This is a genomic window from Aeromonas media (assembly GCF_020423125.1).
In the GTDB taxonomy this organism is placed as follows: Bacteria; Pseudomonadota; Gammaproteobacteria; order Enterobacterales; family Aeromonadaceae; genus Aeromonas; species Aeromonas media.
Map to the genome: position 1 here is coordinate 3,210,507 of NZ_CP075564.1, position 22,353 is coordinate 3,232,859.

Here is a 22,353-nt window from a genome sequence, read left to right on the forward strand (position 1 = left end):
ATTTCCCCGCTTATTCGCACCTTCCCTCGCATTAACGCCTTGCTACCGGATTGCCCTGCTTGTCCCCATTGTCATGCACAGCCAGACCAGCTTGCTCCCTGGGGCTGGACTCGGGGGTTACGGCGTTACCGTTGTAAACAATGCTTGCGGACCTGCTCTACCTTGACCAAGACGCCATTGGCACGCCTGAGAAAATCCCAATGCTGGCAAGCCTATGCCCAGGCGCTCATCGACGGTCTAACCGTCAGAGCAGCGGCTCGGCGCTGTGGGGTCAGCAAGAACACCGCCTTCCTGTGGCGCCATCGCTTTTTGCGTGCCATGGCGGAGCATCGGGCCGACCATGAAGGCGGGATTGTGGAAGTGGATGAGACCTTCTTTCTTGAGTCCTTCAAAGGCCAGCATGTCTGGTCACGACCAGCCCGACAGCGAGGTGGCAAAGGGCGAACCCGAGGAACGGGACCGGATTACATCCCGGTGGTCGTGGTGCAAGACAGGGAAGGCCATCTGGCCGATTTCCAACTGGAGCAACTGGATGCCAGGCATGTGAAGGCGGTCCTGGCGCCGCTAGTCGACAAGGATGCGGTGCTGTGCAGTGATGGGGCAGGCGTGTATGCGAGCTTTGCCCGTAGCCAGGGATTGAGCCATCAGGTGCTGCATAACCGGGCGGGACAGCGAGTGATAAGCGGTGCTTACCATATCCAGCATGTGAACGGGTATCACCGCAGGCTAAAGGAATGGATGGAGCGATTTCACGGTGTCGCGACGTCTTACTTGAAGCATTATCTGGGTTGGCGGCGGATGCTGGAGCGTTATCAACGAGGGATAGACGTCAGGTGTTGCTTGCATGAGGCGCTAGGGCGCCCCATGCAACACGTAATTGGGACATAGCCTTTACTAAAGCTTGAAGAATTAATGCTTTCCTATGAGGTAGAAAAATTGACAACAGACATAAAGGAAAGCGAACGGGAAGAAACTAGGCTAAGAAATGAAGCTGAGCGTGAGGAAGCAAAGATCAAGTCTGCGGCAGAAAAAGCGATAAAGAACAGGGAGTTGATGGAAAGACTAATTCAAAAAGAATTGAGTAAGCTTGATTCGGCTACTGAGGAACAGCGTGAATTGCTGGCAATGCACCAGCAGGAGCTAGAAATCCTAAAACAACGCGAGAAAAGAGCCGTATCTATGGCACAACTTACCCGATCTGGATATGTCTATGTTATTTCTAATGAAATGTCTTTTGGCTCTGATGTAGTCAAAATAGGCATGACTAGGCGGGTAGACCCATACGACCGAGTCCGTGAGTTGGGTGATGCTTCCGTACCTGATACTTTCGATGTTCACGCGATGTTTTACTGTGACGATGCACCCGCTTTGGAAGCGTCACTTCATCAGAAATTTGCGCATGCTAGGATAAATTTGGTCAATAACAGGAAAGAATTTTTTAGAGTTTCACCAGACGATGTAATTACCGCAGTTGAACAGAATGGTATTGAAGTGCTCCGAGCAGCGTAAAACTATGTATGTAATCCCAATTTCAATCAATAAAAAGGCGACCATCCGGTCGCCTTTTTATTTTTTATCGCTTTCCTAATCAGGAAATATCACCGCGCCGGTCGCTTGGCACCATTCCCTTTGGCCGCAGGCTTGCCGCCCTGAGTGGCAGGTTTGGCACCCGGCTTGGCAGAACCCGCGCGGGTCGGGGCCTTGCCCTTATGGGCAGGTTTGCCAGCCGGTTTACCTTGACCTGTGCCTTGCGCGGCAGGTTTGCCGTTGCCAGCCCCTTTGCTGAGCTGGGAGCCTACTGGCTTGCCATTGCCCGCTTTGCCACCAGCGGCCTTGCTGTCCGCCCCATTGCTGCGCTGATGGGTGATGGCACTGTGGCGAGTCAACGCAGGCTTGAGGCCCTTGTTGCGGCTGCGCTCGGCCTTGGCTTCGCCGCGACCTTCCGGCGGCACCAGGCAGTTGGGGCCGTTACCGATAAGGTGACCCTTGCCCATCTCCAGCAAGGCTTCGCGGATCATGGGCCAGCCGGCCGGATCGTGGTAGCGCAGCAGCGCCTTGTGCAGGCGACGACGGCGTTCCCCCTTCACCACGAACACGTCCCCGCCCTGGCGGCTCACCTTGTTGAGCGGGTTTTTCTCGGTGTAATACATGGTGGTGGCGTTGGCGAGCGGCGACGGGTAGAAGTTCTGCACCTGATCCAGCTTGAAGCTGTTGGTCTTGACCCAGAGCGCCATGTTCACCATGTCTTCATCCGTGGTGCCCGGGTGGGCCGAGATGAAGTAGGGGATCAGGTACTGCTGCTTGCCCGCCTCTTTGGAATACTTATCGAACAGCTCCTTGAAGCTGTAGTAGCTGCCCATGCCCGGCTTCATCATCTTGGAGAGCGGGCCCTCCTCGGTGTGCTCCGGTGCGATCTTCAGGTAGCCGCCGACGTGGTACTTGGCCAGCTCCTTGATGTAGCGCGGATCTTCCACCGCGATGTCGTAACGCACCCCGGAGGCGATCAGGATTTTCTTGATCCCCTTCACATCCCGCGCCTTGCGGTAGAGGTTGATGGTCGGGGTATGGTCGGTGTCCATGTGCGGGCAGATGGTGGGCCAGACGCAGGAGGCGCGACGGCAGGTCTGCTCGGCCTTGGGGCTCTTGCAGCGTAAGCGGTACATGTTGGCGGTGGGGCCGCCGAGATCTGAGATGACGCCGGTAAAGCCCGGCACCTTGTCGCGGATCTCTTCGATTTCCTTGATGATCGACTCTTCCGAGCGGCTCTGGATGATGCGCCCCTCGTGCTCCGTGATGGAGCAGAAGGAGCAGCCGCCGAAGCAGCCACGCATGATGTTGACCGAGGTCTTGATCATCTCGTAGGCCGGGATCTTCTCGTTGCCATAGGCCGGGTGTGGCACCCGCTGGTAGGGCAGGCCGAACACGCCATCCATTTCGTCGGTCTCCAGCGGGAAGGCGGGCGGGTTGACCCAGATGATGCGATCGCCGTGGGCCTGCGCCAGGGCGCGGGCGCAGCCGGGGTTGGTCTCGTGGTGCAGGATGCGCGACGCATGGGCGTAGAGCACCTTGTCTTCCTTCACCCGCTCGAACGCCGGCAGCTTGACGTAGGTCTTCTCCCAGGGTTTCTGCTTGGGCGGCTGCACCAGCACGGGCTTGGCCTCCTGCTCCACCGGCGCGGTGCCTTCGTCGTCTGAGCAAGGCGCCCCTTCCATATAGGGGTTCATGATGGGATCGATGCGGCCAATCTGGTCGAGCTTGCTCGAATCCACCCCGCGCCAGCCCGGCAGCGGCTCACGGCGGATCACCGCGGTGCCGCGAATGTCCTGCATGGTGTCGATGGTCTCGCCACCCGCGATGCGGTGCGCCACCTCGATGAGCGGCCGCTCGGCGTTGCCATAGATGAGGATGTCGGCCTTGGCGTCCAGCAGGATGGAGCGACGGATGGTCTCGGACCAGTAGTCGTAGTGGGCGATGCGGCGCAAGGATGCCTCGATACCGCCGATGACCACAGGCACCTCTTTATAGGCCTCTTTGCAGCGCTGGGTGTAGACCAGAGTGGCTCTGTCCGGCCGCTTGCCGCCCACGTCGCCCGGGGTGTAGGCGTCGTCGTGGCGCAGCTTCTTGTCGGAGGTGTAGCGGTTGATCATGGAGTCCATGTTGCCCGCGGTCACCCCATAGAAGAGGTTCGGCTTGCCCAGGCGCATGAAGTCATCCTTCGATGACCAGTCCGGCTGGGCGATGATGCCGACCCGAAAGCCCTGGGATTCCAGCATGCGGCCTATGACCGCCATGCCGAAGCTCGGGTGATCCACGTAGGCGTCACCGGTCACCAGGACGATGTCACAGCTGTCCCAGCCGAGCTTGTCCATCTCCGCTCTGGACATGGGCAGGAAGGGCGCAGTGCCGTAGCACTCGGCCCAGTAGCGGGGATAGGAGAAAAGGTGGGTAACCGGCTGCATTTTGAACACCTGGAACAATTCGGGTCGCGCATTATACCGGCAGAGACAGGCGGGGGCGATGGCTTTTTGGCCCCACAATTCGCAGGGTAAGCACGGGGGAAAGGCGAGCCAGCCTGCGTAGGTGGCTCGCCTTTACGGGGGAAGGATCAGGCGGCCGGTTTGTCCCTCGTATTAGACGCGGCCTCCGGCGCCGGGGGGGCGCTGTCGACATCAACCGCCAGCGCCTCGTCCACCAGCAGATCCCGCGCCCCCGTCATCCCCGCCCGTCTGGCCAGCAGGTGATAGATGGCGGGCACGATCAGCAGGGTGACCAGGGTCGCGAGCGACAACCCGAAGAAGACCACTGTGCCCACGGCCATCCGGCTCTCATACCCCGCCCCCATGGAGACCATCAGCGGCACCGCGCCTATGATGGCGGTCAGCGAGGTCATCAGGATGGGCCGCAGCCGACGCACCGAGCCTGCGATGATGGCCTCCTCGAAGGATTCCCCCCGCTGGCGCAGCTGGTTGATGAACTCCACGATGAGGATGCCGTTCTTGGTCACCATGCCGATCAGCATGATCATCCCTATCTGGCTGTAGATGCTGAGCTCCTGTCCCGTCAGCCAGAGGCCAAGCAGGCCGCCGAAGATGCCGAGCGGCACCGTCACCATCACCACGGCCGGGGTCAGCAGGCTCTCGAACTGGGCCACCAGCACCAGATAGACCACCAGCAGGGCGAGGCCGAACACCATCACCATCTCCCCCTGGTTGTCGCGATAATCCTTGGACTCACCGGCGTAATCCACCGTCATGCCGGTGGGCAGGTGATCTGCGGCCCAGCCATCGAGGAAGTCGAGCGCCTCCCCCAGGGTGTGGCCGGGGGCCACGTCCGCGGTCAGGGCAATGGCCTTCTGACGCTGGTAGTGGTTGAGCCGCTGTGGGCTCGCTACCTGGGTGACGGTCGCCAGGGTGGATAGGCTCACCATCTCGCCGCTGGCGGCCCTGAGATAGATGCGGCTCACATCCGAGATGCCATTGAACTGGGCCTGGTTGGCTCTCAGGTAGACGTCATACTCCTCGCCCCTGTCCACATAGGTGGTCTGGCTGACGCCGCCGAGCAGGGCCTGCAGGGAGCTCGCCACGGTGGAGACCGGAATGCCGAGCTGGCTGGCCCGCTCCCGCTCTATGGTCACCTGCAGCTCCGGGGTCTTCTCGGCGTAGTCGAGATCCGGGGTCAGCATCAGCCCGCTCTGGCCGGCGGCCTGTTGCAGTGCCAGCCCCTGCTGATAGAGCTCCCCATAGTCGGAGCCCTGCAGCACGAACTGCACGGCGGCGGTGGAGCCCCCCCTGAATCCGGGCTGGAAGGTGCGGATCATCACGTCTGGAATGCCGGCCAGCCGCCCGCTCAAGCTGCGGCCAAAGTCGGTGGCGGTCTCGTCCCGCACCGCCCAGTCGGTGAGCTGGATGATGACCATCCCGGTCTGATCGCCGCCACGCCCGAAGGCCGGGGTGCTGAAACTCATGGCCTGCACCACCCCCTTGCCGAGCAGCGGCATGATGGCGGCCTCCACCTGCTGCATGTTGCGCTTCATCCGCTCGATACTGGTGCCCTCGGCCCCTTTCACGAACACATAGATGACACCGCGGTCTTCGGTCGGGGTCAGACTCGCGGGCAGCTTGCCAAACAGGGCGCCGATGCCGCCGAGGCAGAGCAGCAGCACCAGCGGCATCCAGACGGAGCGGCGCAGCACGCCGCCCAGCAGGCGGCGGTACTGTGCCTCCACCCGGCCAAGGCCCCGATCCAGTAGCGCGGTCAGGGCATTGGGCTTGTCGACGGCGCGCATCAGCCAGGAGCCCATGGCCGGGGTCAGGGTGAGCGCCACCAGGGAGGAGAAGAGCACCGCGAGCGATAGCAAAATGGCAAATTCGGTAAAGAGCCGTCCGACCATGCCATCCATGAAGGCGATGGGCACGAACACCATCACCAGCACCGCCGTAGTGGCCACCACGGCAAAGCCCACCTCACGGGTACCGTGCCAGGCCGCCATCAGGGGGGATTCGCCCCGTTGCAGGTGGTGGTGGATGTTTTCCACCACCACGATGGCGTCGTCCACCACCAGACCGATGGCGAGGATGAGCGCCAGCAGGGTGATGAGGTTGATGGAGAACCCCAGATACCAGGCGCCGATGAAGGCGGAGATAAGCGACACCGGTACCGTGATGGCCGGGATCAGCGTGGTGCGCCCCTGGCCGAGGAAGAGGTAGAGCACGGCCACCACCAGCACGGCGCAGATGGCGAGCGTCTCGTACACCTCGTCGATGGCCTGCTTGATGAAGACGGTGGAGTCGTAGTCCACCTCGAGCTGGGCCCCTTCCGGCAGGAAGCGCTGCATCTCGGTCATCTTGCGCTCTATGCCCTGGGCCACCGCCAGCGGGTTGGCGGTGGATTGCGCGACTATGCCTATCCCCAGGCTCTCGCGGCCGTTGCGCTGATAGGCGCTGTCTTCGTTCTTGGCCCCCACCTCCACGTCGGCGATGTCCGCCAGATAGATGCTCTGGCCATTGGTGGCGGTCTTCACCGGCAGGGCACGAAAATCCTCGGCACTGTGGTAGAGGCGGGCGATCTGCACCGCCATGGTCATACTGTTGTTGCGGATCTCCCCCCCGGGCAGCTCGATGTTCTCCCGCTCGAGGGCATCCTGCACGTCGGCGACCGTGATGGCGCGGGCCGCCATGTCGGCGGGGCGCAGCCTGACATACATCACCTGGGTCAGATCGCCGGAGAGGGACACCTCGCTCACCCCGTCCACCAGGCTTAAGGAGTCGACCAGCATGCGGTTGGCATAGTCGGTCATGGCGGTGCGGTCCATCTGGGTGCTGCTGAAGTTGAGCCAGATCGCCACGTCGCCGTTGCCGTTGTCCTTGGTGACCATGGGCTCGTCCGCCTCGTCCGGGAGCCTCGGCCGGGCGCGGGAGATGGCGTCGCGCACATCCGAGGTGCCCTCCAGCATGTTCCAGCCGAGCTTGAACTCCACCGTGATGGAGGAGCGCCCCTTGCGGGTCACCGAGTTGATGTTCTTGATGCCGCTGATGCCGGAGAGCTGATCCTCGATGGGCTTGGTGACCTGGCTCTCCATCACCTCGGGGGCGGCCCCCTCATAAGTGGTGGTGATGGAGACAGACGGCGTCTGCACGTCCGGCATCTCCCGCACCGTCAGCTTGGCGAAGGCCACCAGGCCGAACACGGTGAGCAGGGCACTGATGACGACCGCCACCAGGGGGCGGCGCACTGACATATCGGAGAGCCACATCAGTCTTTCACCTCGGTCAGATCACGAACCAGGGCGCCGTCACGCAGGTTGACCAGCCCCTCCACCGCGATGCGATCGCCGACGTTCAGCCCCTTGATGACCCAGACGGCCTCGCCGTGGGTATCGCCTAGTTCCACCGGGATGCGCTTCACCCGGCCATCCGCTTCCAGGCGGTAGACGAAGCGAAGCTCCCCCGCATACTCCACCGACTGGGCGGGGATCAGGGTCATCTTCTGGGCAGGTAGGGAAAGATCCACGTTCATCAGCATGCCGGGCCGCAGCTGACCGCTGGGATTGGGGATGATGACCCGCGCCTTGATGTTCTGGGTTTCGTTGGAGATGCGACTGTCGAGTGTCTCCAGCACGCCAGAGAAGGCTTGATCCGGCCAGGCCGAGCTGGTGGCCGTCACCGTCATGCCGGGTTTGAGGAGGGAGAGGTAGCGCTCGGGTACCGCCAGATCGAGCCGCAATCTGGCCAGTTCGTCCAGATGAAGCAGTACGTCGCCGCTGTTGACCAGGGCCCCTTCGCTGAGATCGATCAGGCTGACGGTACCGTCGAAAGGGGCCGCCAGGGTGCGCAGCGACAGCTCATAGCGCGCCGCATCGACCCGGGCCTGGGCCTGGGCCACGGTCGCCTCCTGCCCTTCCAGCTCGGAGGTGGTGATGGCACCGCGCGCCACCAGCCGGCGCATGTCCCGCAGCTTGCGGCTCTCGTCGCGCACGCTGGCGCTCTGCTCGGCGAGTTCGGCCTGCTGCTTGCCCGCATCCAGGGCGATCAGGGTCTGTCCCTGCTTGACCTGCTGACCGGAGCGCACCGCAATCCTGACGATGCGGCCGGTCACCTCGGGACTGACCACCACGGAGCGATTGGCCGCCAGCTTGCTGACCAGCTTGATGGAGGGCTCTGCCAGGCTCTGCCTGACCGTTTCCGCCCGGATGTTGACCTGCCTTGGTGCAGGTTTGCTGGCCGGTTCGGCCGGCCGAAGCGTCCAGGCGCCGGCCCCCAGCAGCAGGAGAAGGGGGACAAGCCACAGCCATATGCGCATTTTCATCAGACAATCCATGCAAGGTAAGAGAGAAGGAGAAGAGGAAACTTCATCAATGATGGCACCATGTTACCCCCTGACTATGCCGTGACTATGTATAAATGTGACAAAACGTAACAGCCCGGCGGGAAGATCATCAAAATCACATCCAGCTGAGACTGTGGATATTTTCTGCCTTACACTGATGTGCCGATCCCGTCATTTCCCGGTACGCCCATGCCCACACTGCCCCCTGCCTTTGCCAAATATCGCTTGCAGTGGCTGCTGCTGGGTTTCAGCCTGCTGTTGCTGCTGCTCGCCCTGCAACACGCCTTTCGCCAGATCACCGAGCTGAACCGGCGCGACGTCATCAACACTGCGGCCCAGCTGAGCAACCAGCATCAGCGGATGGAGGCCTTCCTCGAGGCCATGCGCGGCCAGGCCGAGGAACGTCTGCGCAGCAACCCCCAGTCAGTGCTCTCGCGCCAGCTCTATCAGGCGCTTCAAGTCGATGGGGAACACGGCATCAACCTGGATCGCATCCCCGTCGATCTGCCGCCCGCCCTCATCGGCAACCTGACCGGGCTAAACCCGCTGCCCCATGGCGGCAGCCAGCGGGAGGCGAGAATGCATCTCGCCCTCAGCCTCTCCCCCCTGCTCGCCACCGCGAGCAAGCTGCTGGACAAGGACGTGGCCTGGATCTACTTCACCGGCACGGACGACTTCATCTATCTCTACCCCTGGGTGCCCTCCAGCCAGTTCCGTTTTGACCCCGCCATCTACCACAAGTCTTACTGGCAGGAGGTGCTGGGCCGGCATCCGCCCTCCGAGCACGCCACGTTGTCACGCCCATATCAGGATTTTGCCGGCCGGGGACAGATGATCACCCTGTCCCAGCCCATCACCCAGAGTGACCAGATCATCGGCCTGCTCAGCATCGACATTCAGACCCGTACCCTGGAGCAGACCCTGCGCCGTCTCGCCCCCCAGATTGGCACCCTGTTTCTGGTCAATCAGCACCGGCAGATCCTGGCCAGCAGTCAGTCCGGCACGGCACCACCTCTGGCCAGGGAAGCCTCGCGGGAAGGGTATCACTGGCAGCAGAGTGCGTTGCAGCTGGTCTACCCCATTCCCGCTACGCCGCTCACCCTGATCCACCGCATCTCGCTGCTGCCCCTGCTGCAGATGCTGCTGTGGCAATCGGCAACGGCGCTCCTCACTCTGCTCTGCCTGGTGGTGGCAACGCTCTCGAGCCTGCGATCCCGCCGCCTCAACCGCCGGTTGAATTACCTGTCCAGCCACGATGCACTGACCGGCGCCTTCAACCGCCACCACTTCGACGCCGTCGAACGCCGCTACGCCCAGGCTGGCAGCCATCACATCGGGGCCATCATGTTCGATTGCGATCACTTCAAGCAGGTCAACGATCGTTTCGGGCACGGGATCGGCGATCAGGTGCTGATCCGGCTGGTTCAGCTCTGCCAGCCCCTGCTGACCCGGGAGTGCACCCTGATCCGCTGGGGTGGCGAGGAGTTTCTGCTGCTGGTCGCAGACAAGAATCTGTCCCTGGCCCCGCTGGCCGAACAGCTGCGGCTGCGTATTGCGGAACACGACTGGACCGAGATAGCCCCCGAGCTGAGGGTGACCATCAGTCTCGGCCATTGCCGTCAACGCCCGGAGATCAAGCTGCACGAGGCTATTCGCCGTGCCGATCTCGCCCTCTATCAGGCCAAGGCCAATGGTCGCAATCGCAGTGAAGGCTGGCAGGATGACGCACGGGGGAAGCAGGAGTAAGCTGAACCCCCAACTCACAGCAGGAGACGCACTGTGGCACGAAAACCCCGCCTGGGCCTGGCCCTTGGCAGCGGCGCCGCCCGAGGATGGGCGCACATCGGCATCATACGGGCGCTGGAGCGCCTCGGTGTCAAACCGGATCTGGTGGCCGGTTGCTCCATCGGCAGTTTCGTCGGTGCCGCCTATGCCGCCGGCGAGCTGGACAAACTGGAGTCCTGGGTACGCGGTTTCAGCCGCCTGCAGGTGATGGGGCTGCTCGATCCCGCCCTCTCCGGCGGTCTGTTCCGCGGCGACAAGGTGTTTGGCATCGCCGCCAACCATCTTGGAGATCCCGCCATAGAGAGCCTGCCGCTGCCCTTTGCCTGCGTCGCCACCGAACTCGATACCGGCCGCGAAATCTGGCTGCAAGAGGGGCCGCTGCGACAGTGTGTGCGCGCCTCCTGCGGCATGCCCGGCATTCTGACCCCGACCCGGATCGACGATCGCTGGCTGGTGGATGGCGCCGTGGTCAACCCGGTCCCCATCTCCCTGGCCCGCGCCATGGGGGCCGAGGTGGTGATCGCCGTCAACCTCAACACCGACCTGCATCAGCCTTGGACCGACGAGCCGGACGCGCCCGCACCGGGAGGCCTCTTCAGTCAGTGGCTGGGCCGGGGAGAACCCAGCACGCCCGGCATGTGGGGGGTGATGACCGGCTCCATCAACATCATGCAGGAGCGGATCACCCGCGCCCGCATGGCCGGGGATCCCCCCGAGATCCAGCTCTGTCCTCGCCTTGGCAGCCTCTCCATCATGGACTTCCACCGCGCGAGCGACGCCATCAACGAGGGGGAGGCTTGCGTCGAGCGCAACCTGGACCAGCTCAAGGAGGAACTCTCCCGACTCGGTCTGATATGAGGGCGCCACCGGGACACGCCAATGAAAAAGAGCGCCATCAGGCGCTCTTTTGCTGTCCGGACCGCAGGCTCAGAACAGCCCCAGCCCCTTGAGCATCACGATCAGGATGAGCGGCGGCGACACGTAACGGATGATGAAGAACAGCGGCTTGAGGATGGGCAGCTCCAGCTCGCCCCCATTGGTCAGCGCCGTCTTCATCCGCTCAAAGCCCCAGACCCAGCCCACGAACAGACAGAGGAAGATACCGCCCAGGGGCATCAGCACGTTGGAGGAGACGAAGTCGAACAGATCGAAGAAGGTCTTGCCAGCTATCTGCACGTCCGCCAGTGTGCTGTTGGAGAGCGCACAGGTCGACCCGACCGCCCCCAGCACCAGCAGGTTGATCAGCGTCGCCCTCCTTCGGCTCATGTGAAAACGCTCGGAGAGCACGGAGACCGGCACCTCCAGAATGGAGAGCATGGCCCCCGTTGCCGCGATGGCGGAGAGCACGAAGAACAGCACCATGAACAGATGACCGAACGGGATGCTGGCAAACACTGCCGGAATGGTGATGAACAGCAGGGAGGGACCGGCGGTCGGCTCGAAACCGAAGGCAAACACCGCCGGGAAGATGGCGATCCCCGCCAGCATGGAGACGAACAGATCGGCGCACATCACCCTGACCGTGGTGAGCGGAATGTGCTGATCGTCCCGAAAGTAGCTGCCATAGGTCATCATGCAGCCCATGCCGATGGAGAGCTTGAAGAAGGCCAGCCCCATGGCGGTCAGCACCACGCCGGCGGTGACCTTGGAAAAATCAGGGGAGAACAGGAAATGCAGCCCCTCGCTCGCCCCGGGCAGGGTCAGACTGCGAATGCCAATCACCAGCAGCAGGATGAACAGCACCGGCATCAGCCGCTTGGTGACGGCCTCTATCCCCTTCGACACCCCCATCAGCAATATGCCCCCCATCAGCGCCAGCACCAGCCACTGCCAGAGCAGACTCTGCAAGGGATCCGTGATGAGCGAATTGAAGGCCGCGCCGGTGACGGCGGGATCGGTCGAGAGGATCTCGCCGCTGGCCGCCTTGAAGATGTAGGCGAATACCCAGGCCGCCACTTCGGAGTAAAACGACATGATGAGGAAGGCCGCCGTCACCCCCATGGCCGCGATCAGCCACCAGGGCTGCCCCTTGGGTGCCAGCTTGATGAGCCCGCTCACCGCATCGGATTTCGCCTGACGCCCCAGCATGATCTCCGAGATCATCACCGGCAGTCCCACCAGCAGGGTGGCGATGACATAGACCAGCAGAAAGCCGGCGCCGCCATTCTCCCCGGTCAGATAGGGAAACTTCCAGATGTTGCCAAGGCCGACCGCCGAGCCCAGGGTCGCGGCAAGCACGCCGAAGGTGCTGGTAAAGCCATCTCTGGCTTTGGGAAGGGTATTGCTCATGCTTGTCTCGCTCTGTGGATCAGGGACCTGAATTTAAAGGGTCGGAATTTTCCGGGGATTAATCCAGCTTGCCAAGATGATTTGGTTGAAATCGCCACATGAAGCACACAACGCATTACTTATTTAAATAACTGTCTGTTTTGACAAATAAAAAATGCCGCCTCGCGGGCGGCATTTTTATCAAGGCTCAGGCAATCAAGCCTTGGCAATATCGTCCGGACCGATCTGGCCGATTTCGGCGACTTTCTTGTCGGCCAGCAGCCAGAGGGTGAACTTGTGCAGTTCCGGGTGATGAGCCAGGGCGACCAGGAAGGCGCCCCCAACTTCACGGTAACCCAGTTCATAGTTCTTCAGGGTAGTCGGGGGGACGCCTAGCAGATCGGCAAACTTGGGACGGCTCAGGCCAACCGCTTCGCGGATCTGACGGATCTTCTTGCCAACAGTTACGATATTTGAATTCATGTGTTCCATACTCCGTTCGGCGGATTCACTCCACCTTTATTTTTCGCGACGACTCGTAGTCAAGTGTATCAGTTTTGAACGGACTCGTTATGGTCGAGCCTCTATCTTTAATCAGCGTCTTTCGACGACAACCCTAACAAACCTCGGGGATGGTAATCGCAGAGTCGCCTCAGGTAAACAGTCTCGAAGAGAAACCTTTATTGTTGCCACGGCCATAACTCGTATAATTCGCCAGTTATCCCTTAAAGAGTATTCAGCATGGCATTCCCCGGCATCATCTCGCGTCTTCACCCGGATTCAGACCCGGATTCCCTCCCCCGCCAGCTCCATCAAGGTCAGCAAACCCGGGCCGAGGCATTCTTGCTACCCGCCGTCATGCAGAGCGAGGCCGCTCCCGTGCTGGCTTCCCTCTCGGACAAGTGCAGCCTCTATCTCGAGCACCCCACCACGCTGTCCCTGCGCAGCCACGATGGGGTCTTTCTGGAAGATGGCTCCCTGCTGCTTGGCAATGGTAACCGCATGACACTGTCGACGGAGAAGGGGGATGGTGGACTAGTGCCCGAACAGGGCCTGCGCGAGATGGCCCAGTGGCTGGACGCCGGTCATCAACATTTCATCTGTTCAGCCGCGATTCAGCCGGTCGCCAGGGCCATCCTCAATATCTGGCCCCTGGATCCCTATCTCGCCCGCCATTATTTACTCAGCTTCACACCCTTGCTGTGCGAAGCAACTGAGGCCGACTATCTCGCGGTTTTCGCGACCAGGGCCGCCATCGCCACCCCGCAGCACGCTTGGGCTGAGGCCTATATGAAGCTTGAGAGAAAGCTGCATCGCGCCTACTTGGATCACTAATAAATCCAGATAAACAGCCAGTTATCCATACGACACAATCTGCCCCACAGATTATCTGTGAGCTTGATCATGTTTTGAAATGAGCATAAAGTGCGCCACGTCATCGGAATGACATCGGCTGTTCGTGGCGAAGTATGCGCTCTCGATAGCGCAACTCGCACACTTGTGCACCCAGATAACGTGCCTCCTGGATGGATCTAGGATCCCTGCTCGGCGCAACCCTTGTTGCCCGGCAGAGCCAGCAGCTTACATAAATTACAAAGTGCGAAGCACGTGAACAACGTGCCATCTCAACGAGGATTAATTTTATGATGAAAATGGCTCCTTCCCTGATCGCCATCGCCATGGCTGCCATGGGTGCAACTGCTGCACACGCCGCTGATGATATCTACTTCGGTGCCGGTGTCGGTGCGACTCACTTCAACGGTCTGAACAAGATCGAAGGCGTGAACACTGGTGAAGAAGACGCGGCTGCTGCCAATGCCTTCGTCGGTTACAACTTCAACGAATACTTCGGTTCCGAGCTGGGCTACCAGTACACCGGCCGTGGCAACACCGATGGCAACCGTTACGAGAGCCAGGGTGCCACCCTGTCCGGTATCGCTCGTCTGCCGCTGGGCAACGATTTCTCCCTGTTCGGTGAAGCTGGCGCCTACTGGGGCCACACCGATGGTATGGGCACCAGCGATACCAAGGTATCCCCGCTGGCCGGTGCCGGTGTGACCTACAAGGTGAACGACGCGCTGGATCTGCAAGCTCGTTACCGCTACATGTGGGACGTGGCTGACCTGCACGCCGACAACGTACGCTACAAGTCCAACCAGAGCGTTGCGACCCTGGAAGCCGTTTACCACCCGTTCCGTACTTCCTACGTAGCACCGGCTCCGGCTCCTGTTGTTGAAGAAGCTCCGGCTCCTGCTCCGCAGATCGTTGAGAAGAACTTCGCCCTGAACTCCGACGTGCTGTTTGCCTTTGGCAAAGACAGCCTGAAGGCCGAAGGCGTGGAAGCCCTGAACGCTCTGTACCAGCAGATCGTCGAGTTCCAGCCGAAAGACGGTAACGCCGTTGTCGTTGGTTACACCGACCGCATCGGTTCCGACGCTTACAACCAGAAGCTGTCCGAAGCCCGTGCCCGCACCGTTGCCAACTTCCTGGTCAGCAAGGGTATGGCTGCCAGCAAGGTTGCCATCGAAGGTCGTGGCGAAGCCAACCCGGTTACCGGCACCAAGTGCAACGGCGTAACCGCCAAGGCTCAGCTGATCTCCTGCCTGGCCCCGGATCGTCGCGTAGAAGTACGCGTATCCGGCGTACAGGAAGTTCAGCAGTAATCTGACTCCGTTCAGATAACGCGAAAAGGGGATGCCACGGCATCCCCTTTTGCATGTCTGTCACCGCAAACGTCACCTCCTGTCTCACCACCTTGTCTCCCCCTCCCTCTCTGGCCAGTCCGCATCCTCGTCGCACCAACCCCATCGCTGCATATCTGTGCAGAAACTTGATCAAGCTGGTTCAAAAGAATACAGTAGCAACGCTTGTAAGACATTGGATGAACTATTAAAAGTGCTTATTGCCCGGTTAGTTGTCCATGGAGAAACAGCTTCATGAGAATCCAGGTTACCATCCATTTTTTATTCAAGCCGTCCGTGACCAGGTCACGGAATCGCATCATGAAATGTCATCTGCGATTGGTATAACAAAGAGTGCGCAGTACGCCCGTAGCACGGCAACTCAACGAGGATAAAATGATGAAAATGAAAATGGCTCCAACCCTGATTGCTCTGGCTATTGCAGCCATGGGAACGTCCACCGCCCAGGCGGCCGATGATTGGTACACAGGTATGGGTGCAGGTTGGGCTTATGGCCATGACCTGGACTCCTTCGGTCTGGATGCCGACAAGGACGCCACCGCGATCTCCCTGTTCGGCGGCTACAACTTCACCGAAAACTTTGCCGCCGAGCTGGGCTATCTCTATGCCGGCAAGGGTGGCGTCGACGGCGTCGACTTCAAGACCCAAGGGGGGACCCTGTCCGGTATCGCCCGCCTGCCCATGAACGACATCTTCTCCGTGTTCGCAGAAGGCGGTGCCTACTTCAACCACGTCAACGGCAACGGTGACAGCGACAACGGCACCTCGCCGCTGGCCGGTCTGGGCCTGAGCGCCAAGCTCACCGATCTGCTCGACCTGCAGGCTCGCTATCGCTACATCTGGGATCTGGGTGACGATCAGAAGACCTGGAAGACCGACATGAGCGTCACCACCCTGGAACTGGTGATGCACCCGAACCGCAAAGCCTATGTGGCACCTGTAGCCGCACCGGCTCCCGAGCCGGCCCCCGAGCCCGTCATGGTCGACAAGAGCTTCTCCCTGAGCTCTGACGTGTTGTTTGCCTTCGGCAAGTCCACCCTGAAGCCGGAAGGCACTGCCGCCCTCAACACCCTGTATCAGCAGATCGTCGACGTCCAGCCAAAAGATGGCAGCGCCGTGGTGGTGGGTTACACCGACCGTATCGGTTCTGACGCCTACAACCAGAAGCTGTCCGAAGCTCGTGCTCGCACCGTGGCCGACTTCCTGGTTGGCAAGGGTCTGCCGGCAGGCAAGGTCGCCATCGAGGGCCGTGGTGAAGCCAATCCGGTCACCGGCACCCAGTGTGACGGCGTCAAGGGCAAGAACCAGCTGATCGCCTGCCTGGCACCGGATCGCCGCGTCGAAGTGCGCGTCACCGGCGTACAGGAAGTGCAACAGTAAGCGGTCAACCCGCAGCCAAACAAGGGGCCAGTCGGCCCCTTTTTTTATTCGTTGCACCACCCTCCACACCCTCTCACGGGGACCAAATAGTTGTCATCCTCCTCACAGATTTTCCATACAGGGTCGCCACTTAAGTGGTTAAACGTCTCATATGGCCTATACATAATGTTGGTTATACATAACAAAGGGCTGGGAGCCCTATAACACCCAACATCGACGAGGAAACGCGATGAACATAAGACTGAAACCGGTATGGATTGCATTGGCATTGGCGACGGGAGCGGCACAGGCGGCACCTGTCCATGACTGGTATATAGGGGCGGGGGCGGGCTGGGCATGGGCCCATGATCTCGATGACTTCAGCAAGGATGCCAGCAACGACGACACCGCGTACAACGCCTTCGCCGGCTACAACTTCACCGAAAACCTGGGGGCAGAACTGGGCTATCTGTCGGGCGGTGACTGGGACGTCAATGGTCACGAGTTCAGCAATCAGGGGGCAACCCTGTCGATCCTGGGTCGCCTGCCATTGAACGACATCTTCTCGGTGTTTGCCGAGGGGGGCGGTTACCTCTACAGCGTCAAGTCCATCAACGGCAGCGAGGACAACCTGGCGCCACTGGCCGGGCTAGGCATGACCGCCAGGTTGCACGACTGGATCGACATCCAGGCCCGTTATCGCTACATGGTGCGGGTGGGGGATGACTCGGACAACGACAAGGTGGGCAGCGGCACCCAACGTTGGGTCAGCGACATCAGCACCGCCACCATAGAGCTGGTACTGCACCCCAACCGCACCGTAGCCGCCTTGCCGGTGGCGGCCCCCATGGTGGTGGCCCCGCCGCCGGCCCCCGAGCCGGTGGATCAGACCTTCAACCTGAGCTCGGACGTGCTGTTTGCCTTTGGCAAAGCCGAGCTCAAGCCGGAAGGCATGGCCGCGCTGGACGACCTCTACCAGCAGATCGTCGACGTCAAGCCCAAGGACGGCAACGCCATGGTGATGGGCTATACCGACCGCATCGGCTCGGACGCCAACAACCAGGCGCTGTCCGAAGCCCGTGCACGCACCGTGGCCGACTTCCTCATCGGCAAGGGGCTGCCCGCCGACAAGGTGAGCATCCAGGGCAATGGCGAGAGCAACCCGGTGACCGGCACCCAGTGTGATGCCGTCAAGGCCCGGGCTGCCCTCATCGACTGCCTGGCCCCGGATCGCCGGGTCGAGATCCGGGTGACCGGCGTGCAGGAAGCCGCACCAGCGGCCACCGAGCCCACTGCCGAACCCGCTGCCGAACCCGCTGCCGAACAACCGGCACAATAATTCCCCATCCGTCTCTGCCGTGCACAAAAAAGGGATGCTTGCGCATCCCTTCTGCTTTTTGCAGCACCTTCGATCAGAACGAAGTGCGACGATAACGGCGGTATTCCGGGCGCCAGAAGTTCGCTTCGATGGCCTGGTCTATCACATCATCCGGGGTCTGCACCGCCTTGCCCTGCAGCATGGCGGTCTTGGCCACCATCTTGGCAATGTAGCGGGACACCCGATGGATATCCGCCAGATCCGGCAACAAGGAGCCCTCCTCTCCCTTCACCAGCGGCGAGCACTCCGCCAGCGCCCGGCTGGCGGACATCAGCATGGCATCGGTCACCCGGGTGGCGCCGGAGGCGATGACGCCAAGGCCTATCCCCGGGAAGATGAAGGAGTTGTTGCACTGGGCGATGACGTAGCGCTTGCCCTTGTACTCCACCGGCGCGAACGGGCTGCCGGTGGCCACCAGCACCTGGCCGTCGGTCCAGCGAATGAGGTCGGCCGGCGTGGCCTCCACCCGGGAGGTGGGATTGGAGAGCGGGAAGATGATGGGACGAGCACAGTGCTTGTGCATGGTCTTGACCACCTCTTCGGTGAACAGGCCCGGCTGGCCGGAGACCCCGATCAGGATGTCAGGACGACCGTGCTCCATCACCTCCAGCAGAGAGATGTTGTCCCCCACCGGCCACTCCTTGATCCGCTCGAGCGGCTGGGACAGCTTGCGCTGGAAGTCGAGCTGGTTGGGGATCTTGTCGGTGATGAGGCCGAAACGGTCCACCATGAACACCCGGCCACGGGCCTCCGCATCATTCAGCCCTTCGGCCTTCATCTGCGCCACTATCTGCTCGGCGATGCCGCAGCCGGCGCTGCCCGCGCCGAGGAAGGCGACCCGTTTCTCGGAGAGCTTGGCCCCCGAGGCCTTGCAGGCGGCGATCAGGCTGCCGAGCGTCACGGCGGCCGTGCCCTGGATGTCGTCGTTGAAGCAGCACAGCTCGTCCTTGTAGCGGTTGAGCAGCGGGGTGGCATTGCCCTGGGCGAAGTCTTCGAACTGCAGCAGGATCTCGGGCCAGCGGCGCTTGACCGCCTGAATGAAGGCATCGACGAACTCGTCGTACTCCTCCCCGGAGATGCGCGGATGACGCCAGCCCATATAGAAGGGGTCATTGAGCAGTTGCTGGTTGTTGGTGCCCACGTCCAGCACCACCGGCAGGCAGTAAGCGGGGGAGATGCCGCCGCAGGCGGTGTAGAGCGACAGCTTGCCGATGGGGATGCCCATGCCGCCGATGCCCTGGTCACCGAGGCCCAGGATCCGCTCGCCGTCGGTGACCACGATCACCTTGACGTTCTGCTTGGTGGCGTTTTGCAGCATGTCATCGATCCTGTCCTTGTCCGGATAGGAGATGAAGAGGCCGCGGGCACGGCGGTAGATGTTGGAGAACTCCTCGCACGCCTTGCCCACGGTCGGGGTGTAGATGACCGGCAGCATCTCGGTCAGATGGTTGGTCAGCAGGCGATAGAACAGGGTCTCGTTGGTGTCCTGGATGTTGCGCAGATAGATGTGCTTGTCCATGTCGTTACCAAACGCCATGAACTGGCGATAGGCGCGTTCGGCCTGCTCTTCAATGGTCTCGATGTTCTGGGGCAGCAGGCCTTCCAGATTGAAGCTGCTGCGCTCCTTGCTGGTGAAGGCGCTGCCCTTGTTGAGCAGCGGGGTCTCCAGCAGGGCCGGACCGGCGTAGGGAATATAGAGGGGGCGTTTCTGATTATTATCTTCAAACATGGATCTGTACCTTGACTGTGTGGCCCGTCGATCCTATGAGCTTGGACCAACAATTTCAAAGGGTTTGCACATCCGTGGCAACAGGTTTGCGACCCAGGCGACGAAAGGCGCCGGGGGTCTGACCAGTGAGGCGGCGAAAGCGGTTCGCAAAGTTCGCGCCGTCGCTGTAACCGACCCGGCTGGCCAGCTCACCGAGGGGCCAATTGGTATAGAGCAGCAACTGACGCGCCTTGTTCATTCTGAGCTCGGTCACCTTCGCCATGGGTCCCATGCCAAACAGCTGCTGACAGAGTCGATGCAGATGGGGCACAGAGCAGGCCATCTGGCTGGCGAGCAGGACCACGCTCCAGGGCTCATCGAGGCGCGCCTCCACCCGGCGAAACAGCGCCTGCAAGCGCAGCTCCGGAGTGCCGCGCACCTCCCCTTGCAGGGTCCTGTCCAGCAAGGCCAGCAGCAGGCTCAGCAACTGCGGCTGCAGCGGGGATCTCACCCCCTCCCCCTGCATCAGGCTGAGCAGATGATAGAGCTGATCCCCCTCCTCCCCCTGCCAGATGCGATGGCCAAGCCGGTGCAGGTGCTGCCAACGCGGTACGTCGTCCAGCAAAATCCAGCTGATCTGCCAGTGCTCGCCGGTGAGCCGCAAGCCACCGGGCACAGCCGCCGGCAGGAAGATGAGCGAGCCCGCGGGGATGGGCTGCTCCCCCTGATCCGTCAGCAGGGCCCCTCCCTCGTCGTGGCTCACCATCAGGATGTGGAACTCGGGCCGATTGCGGCGAATGAGGTAGTGATCCCGCAAGCGGGAGAGGCCGGTCAGGAAGATGCCCGCCTCCCCCAACAGCGGCAAGCCTTCGCGCCCCAGCATCCGCTCCTCGCAGCCGGGGGCTATCTCAAGACACTCGCTGACAAATGCCATAACACCTCAACAGGATAGTTTTGAACAAGAAAGCGGAGAGGTACTCACAGTGAAGTCACCCGCGCCAGACCCTATCATACCCATGACAAACCTTGATTTTCACATACCCGGTCAACATAAATGAGTTATTGGCAAGCGATTTTAAAACAAACCACCGACCGTGAGTTCATGACCCGACTGTGGCGACTGGCCCTGCCGGTGTCGCTGCAGTCCATGATGTTCTCCCTGCTCGGTCTCATCGACATCATGATGGTGAGCCAGCTTGGCACCACGGCGGTGGCGGCGGTCGGCTTGGGTAACCGGGTCTTCTTCTTCAACCTGCTGGTGATAGCGGGGCTCTCGGGCGGGGTCTCGGTGTTGGCAGCACAGTATTACGGTCGCGGCGAGCTGGCCGGGGTACGCCGATCCCTGGCGCTGGCGCTGGTGGGCGCCCTACTGGTGAGCCTGCCGTTTGCCCTGGTCTATGTGCTCTCGCCGGGCAGCGTGCTCGGCTTTGCCAGCCAGGATCCCGCGCTACGCGCCCTCGCAGACGAGTTTTTGATGATCACCGGCGCTACTATCCTCTGCACCGCCATCGTCGTGCCACTGGAGGCGGCGCTGCGCTCGGTCGGTAATGCCGCCGCTCCCACCCGGATCGGCATCATCGCCATCATCGCCAACGTCATCCTCAACTACGCCCTCATCTTCGGTCACTTCGGCTTCGAGGCGATGGGCGTAGCCGGTTCGGCCTGGGGCACCACTCTCTCACGCTTGCTGCAGACCACGCTGCTGCTGATCTATGTGTGGCGCCAGGAGCCCCGCCTGGTGCCACGCAAACAGGACTGGTGGGACGCCTTTCGGCGCAAGGAGGTGGTGCGCTTTACCCTGATCGCCCTGCCGCTGCTGCTGCACGACGGACTCTGGGCTTTCGGGATGCTGCTCTACGGCTTCCTCTACGCTCACCTCGGCACAGATTCCCTGGCCATCATGACCACGCTGGGGACGCTCGAGAGCATCCTTATCTCCCTCTTCTTCGGGCTGGCGGTGGCCTGCTCCACCCTGCTCGGACATCGGCTCGGGGCTGAGGAGTATGAGGAGGCCTGGCAACACTCCCAGCTGTTCCTGCTACTCGCCCCCATTGGCGCCCTGCTGGTGGGGATAGCCGTCTGGCTGCTGCAGAGCAACCTGCTGCAGTGGGTCGGCAACCTGCCGGGCGAGCTGATGGGGGAAGCGGGTCAGGTGCTTGCCATCATGTGCCTCGGCATGTTGCTCAAGGTGTTCAACATGGTGGGCATCGTCGGGGTGCTGCGCTCGGGCGGGGATGTGAACTACAGCATCTTCATCGACATCGTCGGCATGTGGTGCATCGGCCTGCCGCTCGCCTGGGCGGCGGTCAGCCTGCTCGGCTGGCCCCTCTCCTGGGTCGTGGCCGTGGTACTGCTGGAGGAGCTCTCCAAGGTACTGCTGGTGCAACGCAGGATCCGCCAGCGTCACTGGCTCAAGAATCTGGTGATGGGGTGACGTTGCTGGCAGGGCAAAAAGCGGGGTCATATCAATGACAGAAAATCCCGGTTTGCAGTATGCTGGCCGCCTCTTCAATCAGCGGCGGGTACACCACGCCCTGCCAGTAGTCGTTTAAGGAGACGCACATGCAACCAGAAAAAGAGCTGATCACCGAGACTGCCCTGCTGGAGATGGCCAACAAGATCATCAAGGAACACGAAGACTTCATCCACGGCATGCGTGCCGACTCGGTGGAGCAGAAGGGGGAGATCCTGGTGTTCAAAGGGGAATTCTTCCTGGCCGAGGACGGCACCCCGACCGGCAAGACCATGGCGGTGTTCAACATGTTCAAACTGCTGGCCCAGCAGTTGTCAGGCAAGTACCGACTGAGCTGAGATCGCAATCCCTCCGA

17 protein-coding genes are annotated in these 22,353 nt (G+C 61.4%); 10 read left to right on the forward strand and 7 right to left on the reverse strand.

All coding sequences use genetic code 11. The features are described 5' to 3' along the window. Complete coding sequence (locus KI797_RS14755) at positions 1 to 888, forward strand: IS1595 family transposase (protein ID WP_404801084.1); 888 nt, start codon at positions 1 to 3, stop codon at positions 886 to 888. A 24-nt stretch (positions 889 to 912) separates the two neighbouring features. Continuing rightward, a complete protein-coding gene (locus tag KI797_RS14760) occupies positions 913 to 1,509 on the forward strand; it encodes a GIY-YIG nuclease family protein (RefSeq protein ID WP_226169878.1) in 597 nt (198 codons plus the stop codon). An 89-nt stretch (positions 1,510 to 1,598) separates the two neighbouring features. On the opposite strand, the gene KI797_RS14765 is transcribed toward KI797_RS14760, so the two are convergent. From KI797_RS14765 to KI797_RS14775, 3 genes are all read right to left on the reverse strand, one after another. Then, positions 1,599 to 3,959 (reverse strand): YgiQ family radical SAM protein, encoded by a 2,361-nt coding sequence (locus KI797_RS14765; RefSeq protein WP_226169879.1) that lies wholly within the window; start codon positions 3,957 to 3,959, stop codon positions 1,599 to 1,601. 146 nt (positions 3,960 to 4,105) lie between these two features. Then, a complete protein-coding gene (locus tag KI797_RS14770) occupies positions 4,106 to 7,252 on the reverse strand; it encodes an efflux RND transporter permease subunit (protein WP_226169880.1) in 3,147 nt (1,048 codons plus the stop codon). Further along, on the reverse strand, positions 7,252 to 8,304 hold the full coding sequence (locus KI797_RS14775) for an efflux RND transporter periplasmic adaptor subunit (RefSeq protein ID WP_226169881.1): 1,053 nt from the start codon (positions 8,302 to 8,304) through the stop codon (positions 7,252 to 7,254). Before KI797_RS14775 ends, KI797_RS14770 begins: the two co-directional genes overlap by 1 nt. A 210-nt stretch (positions 8,305 to 8,514) precedes the next feature. Between KI797_RS14775 and KI797_RS14780 the strand changes: the two genes are divergently transcribed. Both KI797_RS14780 and KI797_RS14785 read left to right on the forward strand, forming a co-directional pair. After that, positions 8,515 to 10,071, forward strand: coding sequence for a sensor domain-containing diguanylate cyclase (locus tag KI797_RS14780; protein ID WP_226169882.1), 1,557 nt, complete (start codon positions 8,515 to 8,517; stop codon positions 10,069 to 10,071). Between the two features lie 33 nt (positions 10,072 to 10,104). Next, positions 10,105 to 10,968, forward strand: coding sequence for a patatin-like phospholipase family protein (locus KI797_RS14785; protein ID WP_005333067.1), 864 nt, complete (start codon positions 10,105 to 10,107; stop codon positions 10,966 to 10,968). 69 nt (positions 10,969 to 11,037) lie between these two features. On the opposite strand, the gene KI797_RS14790 is transcribed toward KI797_RS14785, so the two are convergent. Further along, positions 11,038 to 12,399 carry a sodium-dependent transporter gene (locus KI797_RS14790; RefSeq protein ID WP_042648643.1) on the reverse strand — a complete coding sequence of 454 codons (1,362 nt, stop codon included), beginning with the start codon at positions 12,397 to 12,399 and terminating at the stop codon, positions 11,038 to 11,040. A gap of 195 nt (positions 12,400 to 12,594) precedes the next feature. Beyond that, entirely contained in the window at positions 12,595 to 12,861 is a 267-nt protein-coding gene (locus KI797_RS14795) for a helix-turn-helix domain-containing protein (RefSeq protein ID WP_005298604.1), read from the reverse strand. Positions 12,862 to 13,119: 258 nt separating this feature from the next. Here KI797_RS14795 and KI797_RS14800 point away from each other — a divergent pair, with 258 nt between their 5' ends. From KI797_RS14800 to KI797_RS14815, 4 genes are all read left to right on the forward strand, one after another. Beyond that, positions 13,120 to 13,713, forward strand: a complete 594-nt coding sequence (locus KI797_RS14800) for a hypothetical protein (RefSeq protein WP_043131152.1) — start codon at positions 13,120 to 13,122, stop codon at positions 13,711 to 13,713. A gap of 308 nt (positions 13,714 to 14,021) precedes the next feature. Then, positions 14,022 to 15,041: a porin OmpA gene (gene ompA, locus KI797_RS14805; protein ID WP_041206213.1), complete on the forward strand. Its 1,020-nt coding sequence runs from the start codon at positions 14,022 to 14,024 to the stop codon at positions 15,039 to 15,041. Positions 15,042 to 15,458: 417 nt separating this feature from the next. Next, entirely contained in the window at positions 15,459 to 16,460 is a 1,002-nt protein-coding gene (gene ompA / locus KI797_RS14810; RefSeq protein ID WP_042648641.1) for a porin OmpA, read from the forward strand. Positions 16,461 to 16,689: 229 nt separating this feature from the next. Beyond that, positions 16,690 to 17,778: an OmpA family protein gene (locus tag KI797_RS14815; protein ID WP_226169883.1), complete on the forward strand. Its 1,089-nt coding sequence runs from the start codon at positions 16,690 to 16,692 to the stop codon at positions 17,776 to 17,778. Positions 17,779 to 17,851: 73 nt separating this feature from the next. Here KI797_RS14815 and KI797_RS14820 read toward each other — a convergent pair whose 3' ends face one another. Continuing rightward, complete coding sequence (locus tag KI797_RS14820; protein WP_226169884.1) at positions 17,852 to 19,546, reverse strand: NAD-dependent malic enzyme; 1,695 nt, start codon at positions 19,544 to 19,546, stop codon at positions 17,852 to 17,854. A 55-nt stretch (positions 19,547 to 19,601) separates the two neighbouring features. Beyond that, positions 19,602 to 20,459, reverse strand: coding sequence for a helix-turn-helix transcriptional regulator (locus tag KI797_RS14825; RefSeq protein WP_042648638.1), 858 nt, complete (start codon positions 20,457 to 20,459; stop codon positions 19,602 to 19,604). A gap of 120 nt (positions 20,460 to 20,579) precedes the next feature. Here KI797_RS14825 and KI797_RS14830 point away from each other — a divergent pair, with 120 nt between their 5' ends. Next, on the forward strand, positions 20,580 to 21,959 hold the full coding sequence (locus KI797_RS14830; protein WP_041206216.1) for an MATE family efflux transporter: 1,380 nt from the start codon (positions 20,580 to 20,582) through the stop codon (positions 21,957 to 21,959). A gap of 128 nt (positions 21,960 to 22,087) precedes the next feature. Beyond that, entirely contained in the window at positions 22,088 to 22,336 is a 249-nt protein-coding gene (locus tag KI797_RS14835; protein WP_043131128.1) for a DUF2498 family protein, read from the forward strand. Positions 22,337 to 22,353: the final 17 nt, after the last annotated feature.

Coding starts and splice junctions, on each gene's coding strand:
- KI797_RS14760 (WP_226169878.1), top strand. CDS start 913: ATGCTTTCCTATGAGGTAGAAAAATTGACAACAGACATAAAGGAAAGC.
- KI797_RS14765 (WP_226169879.1), bottom strand. CDS start 3,959: ATGCAGCCGGTTACCCACCTTTTCTCCTATCCCCGCTACTGGGCCGAG.
- KI797_RS14770 (WP_226169880.1), bottom strand. CDS start 7,252: ATGTGGCTCTCCGATATGTCAGTGCGCCGCCCCCTGGTGGCGGTCGTC.
- KI797_RS14775 (WP_226169881.1), bottom strand. CDS start 8,304: ATGAAAATGCGCATATGGCTGTGGCTTGTCCCCCTTCTCCTGCTGCTG.
- KI797_RS14780 (WP_226169882.1), top strand. CDS start 8,515: ATGCCCACACTGCCCCCTGCCTTTGCCAAATATCGCTTGCAGTGGCTG.
- KI797_RS14790 (WP_042648643.1), bottom strand. CDS start 12,399: ATGAGCAATACCCTTCCCAAAGCCAGAGATGGCTTTACCAGCACCTTC.
- KI797_RS14795 (WP_005298604.1), bottom strand. CDS start 12,861: ATGAATTCAAATATCGTAACTGTTGGCAAGAAGATCCGTCAGATCCGC.
- KI797_RS14800 (WP_043131152.1), top strand. CDS start 13,120: ATGGCATTCCCCGGCATCATCTCGCGTCTTCACCCGGATTCAGACCCG.
- ompA (WP_041206213.1), top strand. CDS start 14,022: ATGATGAAAATGGCTCCTTCCCTGATCGCCATCGCCATGGCTGCCATG.
- ompA (WP_042648641.1), top strand. CDS start 15,459: ATGAAAATGAAAATGGCTCCAACCCTGATTGCTCTGGCTATTGCAGCC.
- KI797_RS14815 (WP_226169883.1), top strand. CDS start 16,690: ATGAACATAAGACTGAAACCGGTATGGATTGCATTGGCATTGGCGACG.
- KI797_RS14820 (WP_226169884.1), bottom strand. CDS start 19,546: ATGTTTGAAGATAATAATCAGAAACGCCCCCTCTATATTCCCTACGCC.
- KI797_RS14825 (WP_042648638.1), bottom strand. CDS start 20,459: ATGGCATTTGTCAGCGAGTGTCTTGAGATAGCCCCCGGCTGCGAGGAG.
- KI797_RS14830 (WP_041206216.1), top strand. CDS start 20,580: ATGAGTTATTGGCAAGCGATTTTAAAACAAACCACCGACCGTGAGTTC.
- KI797_RS14835 (WP_043131128.1), top strand. CDS start 22,088: ATGCAACCAGAAAAAGAGCTGATCACCGAGACTGCCCTGCTGGAGATG.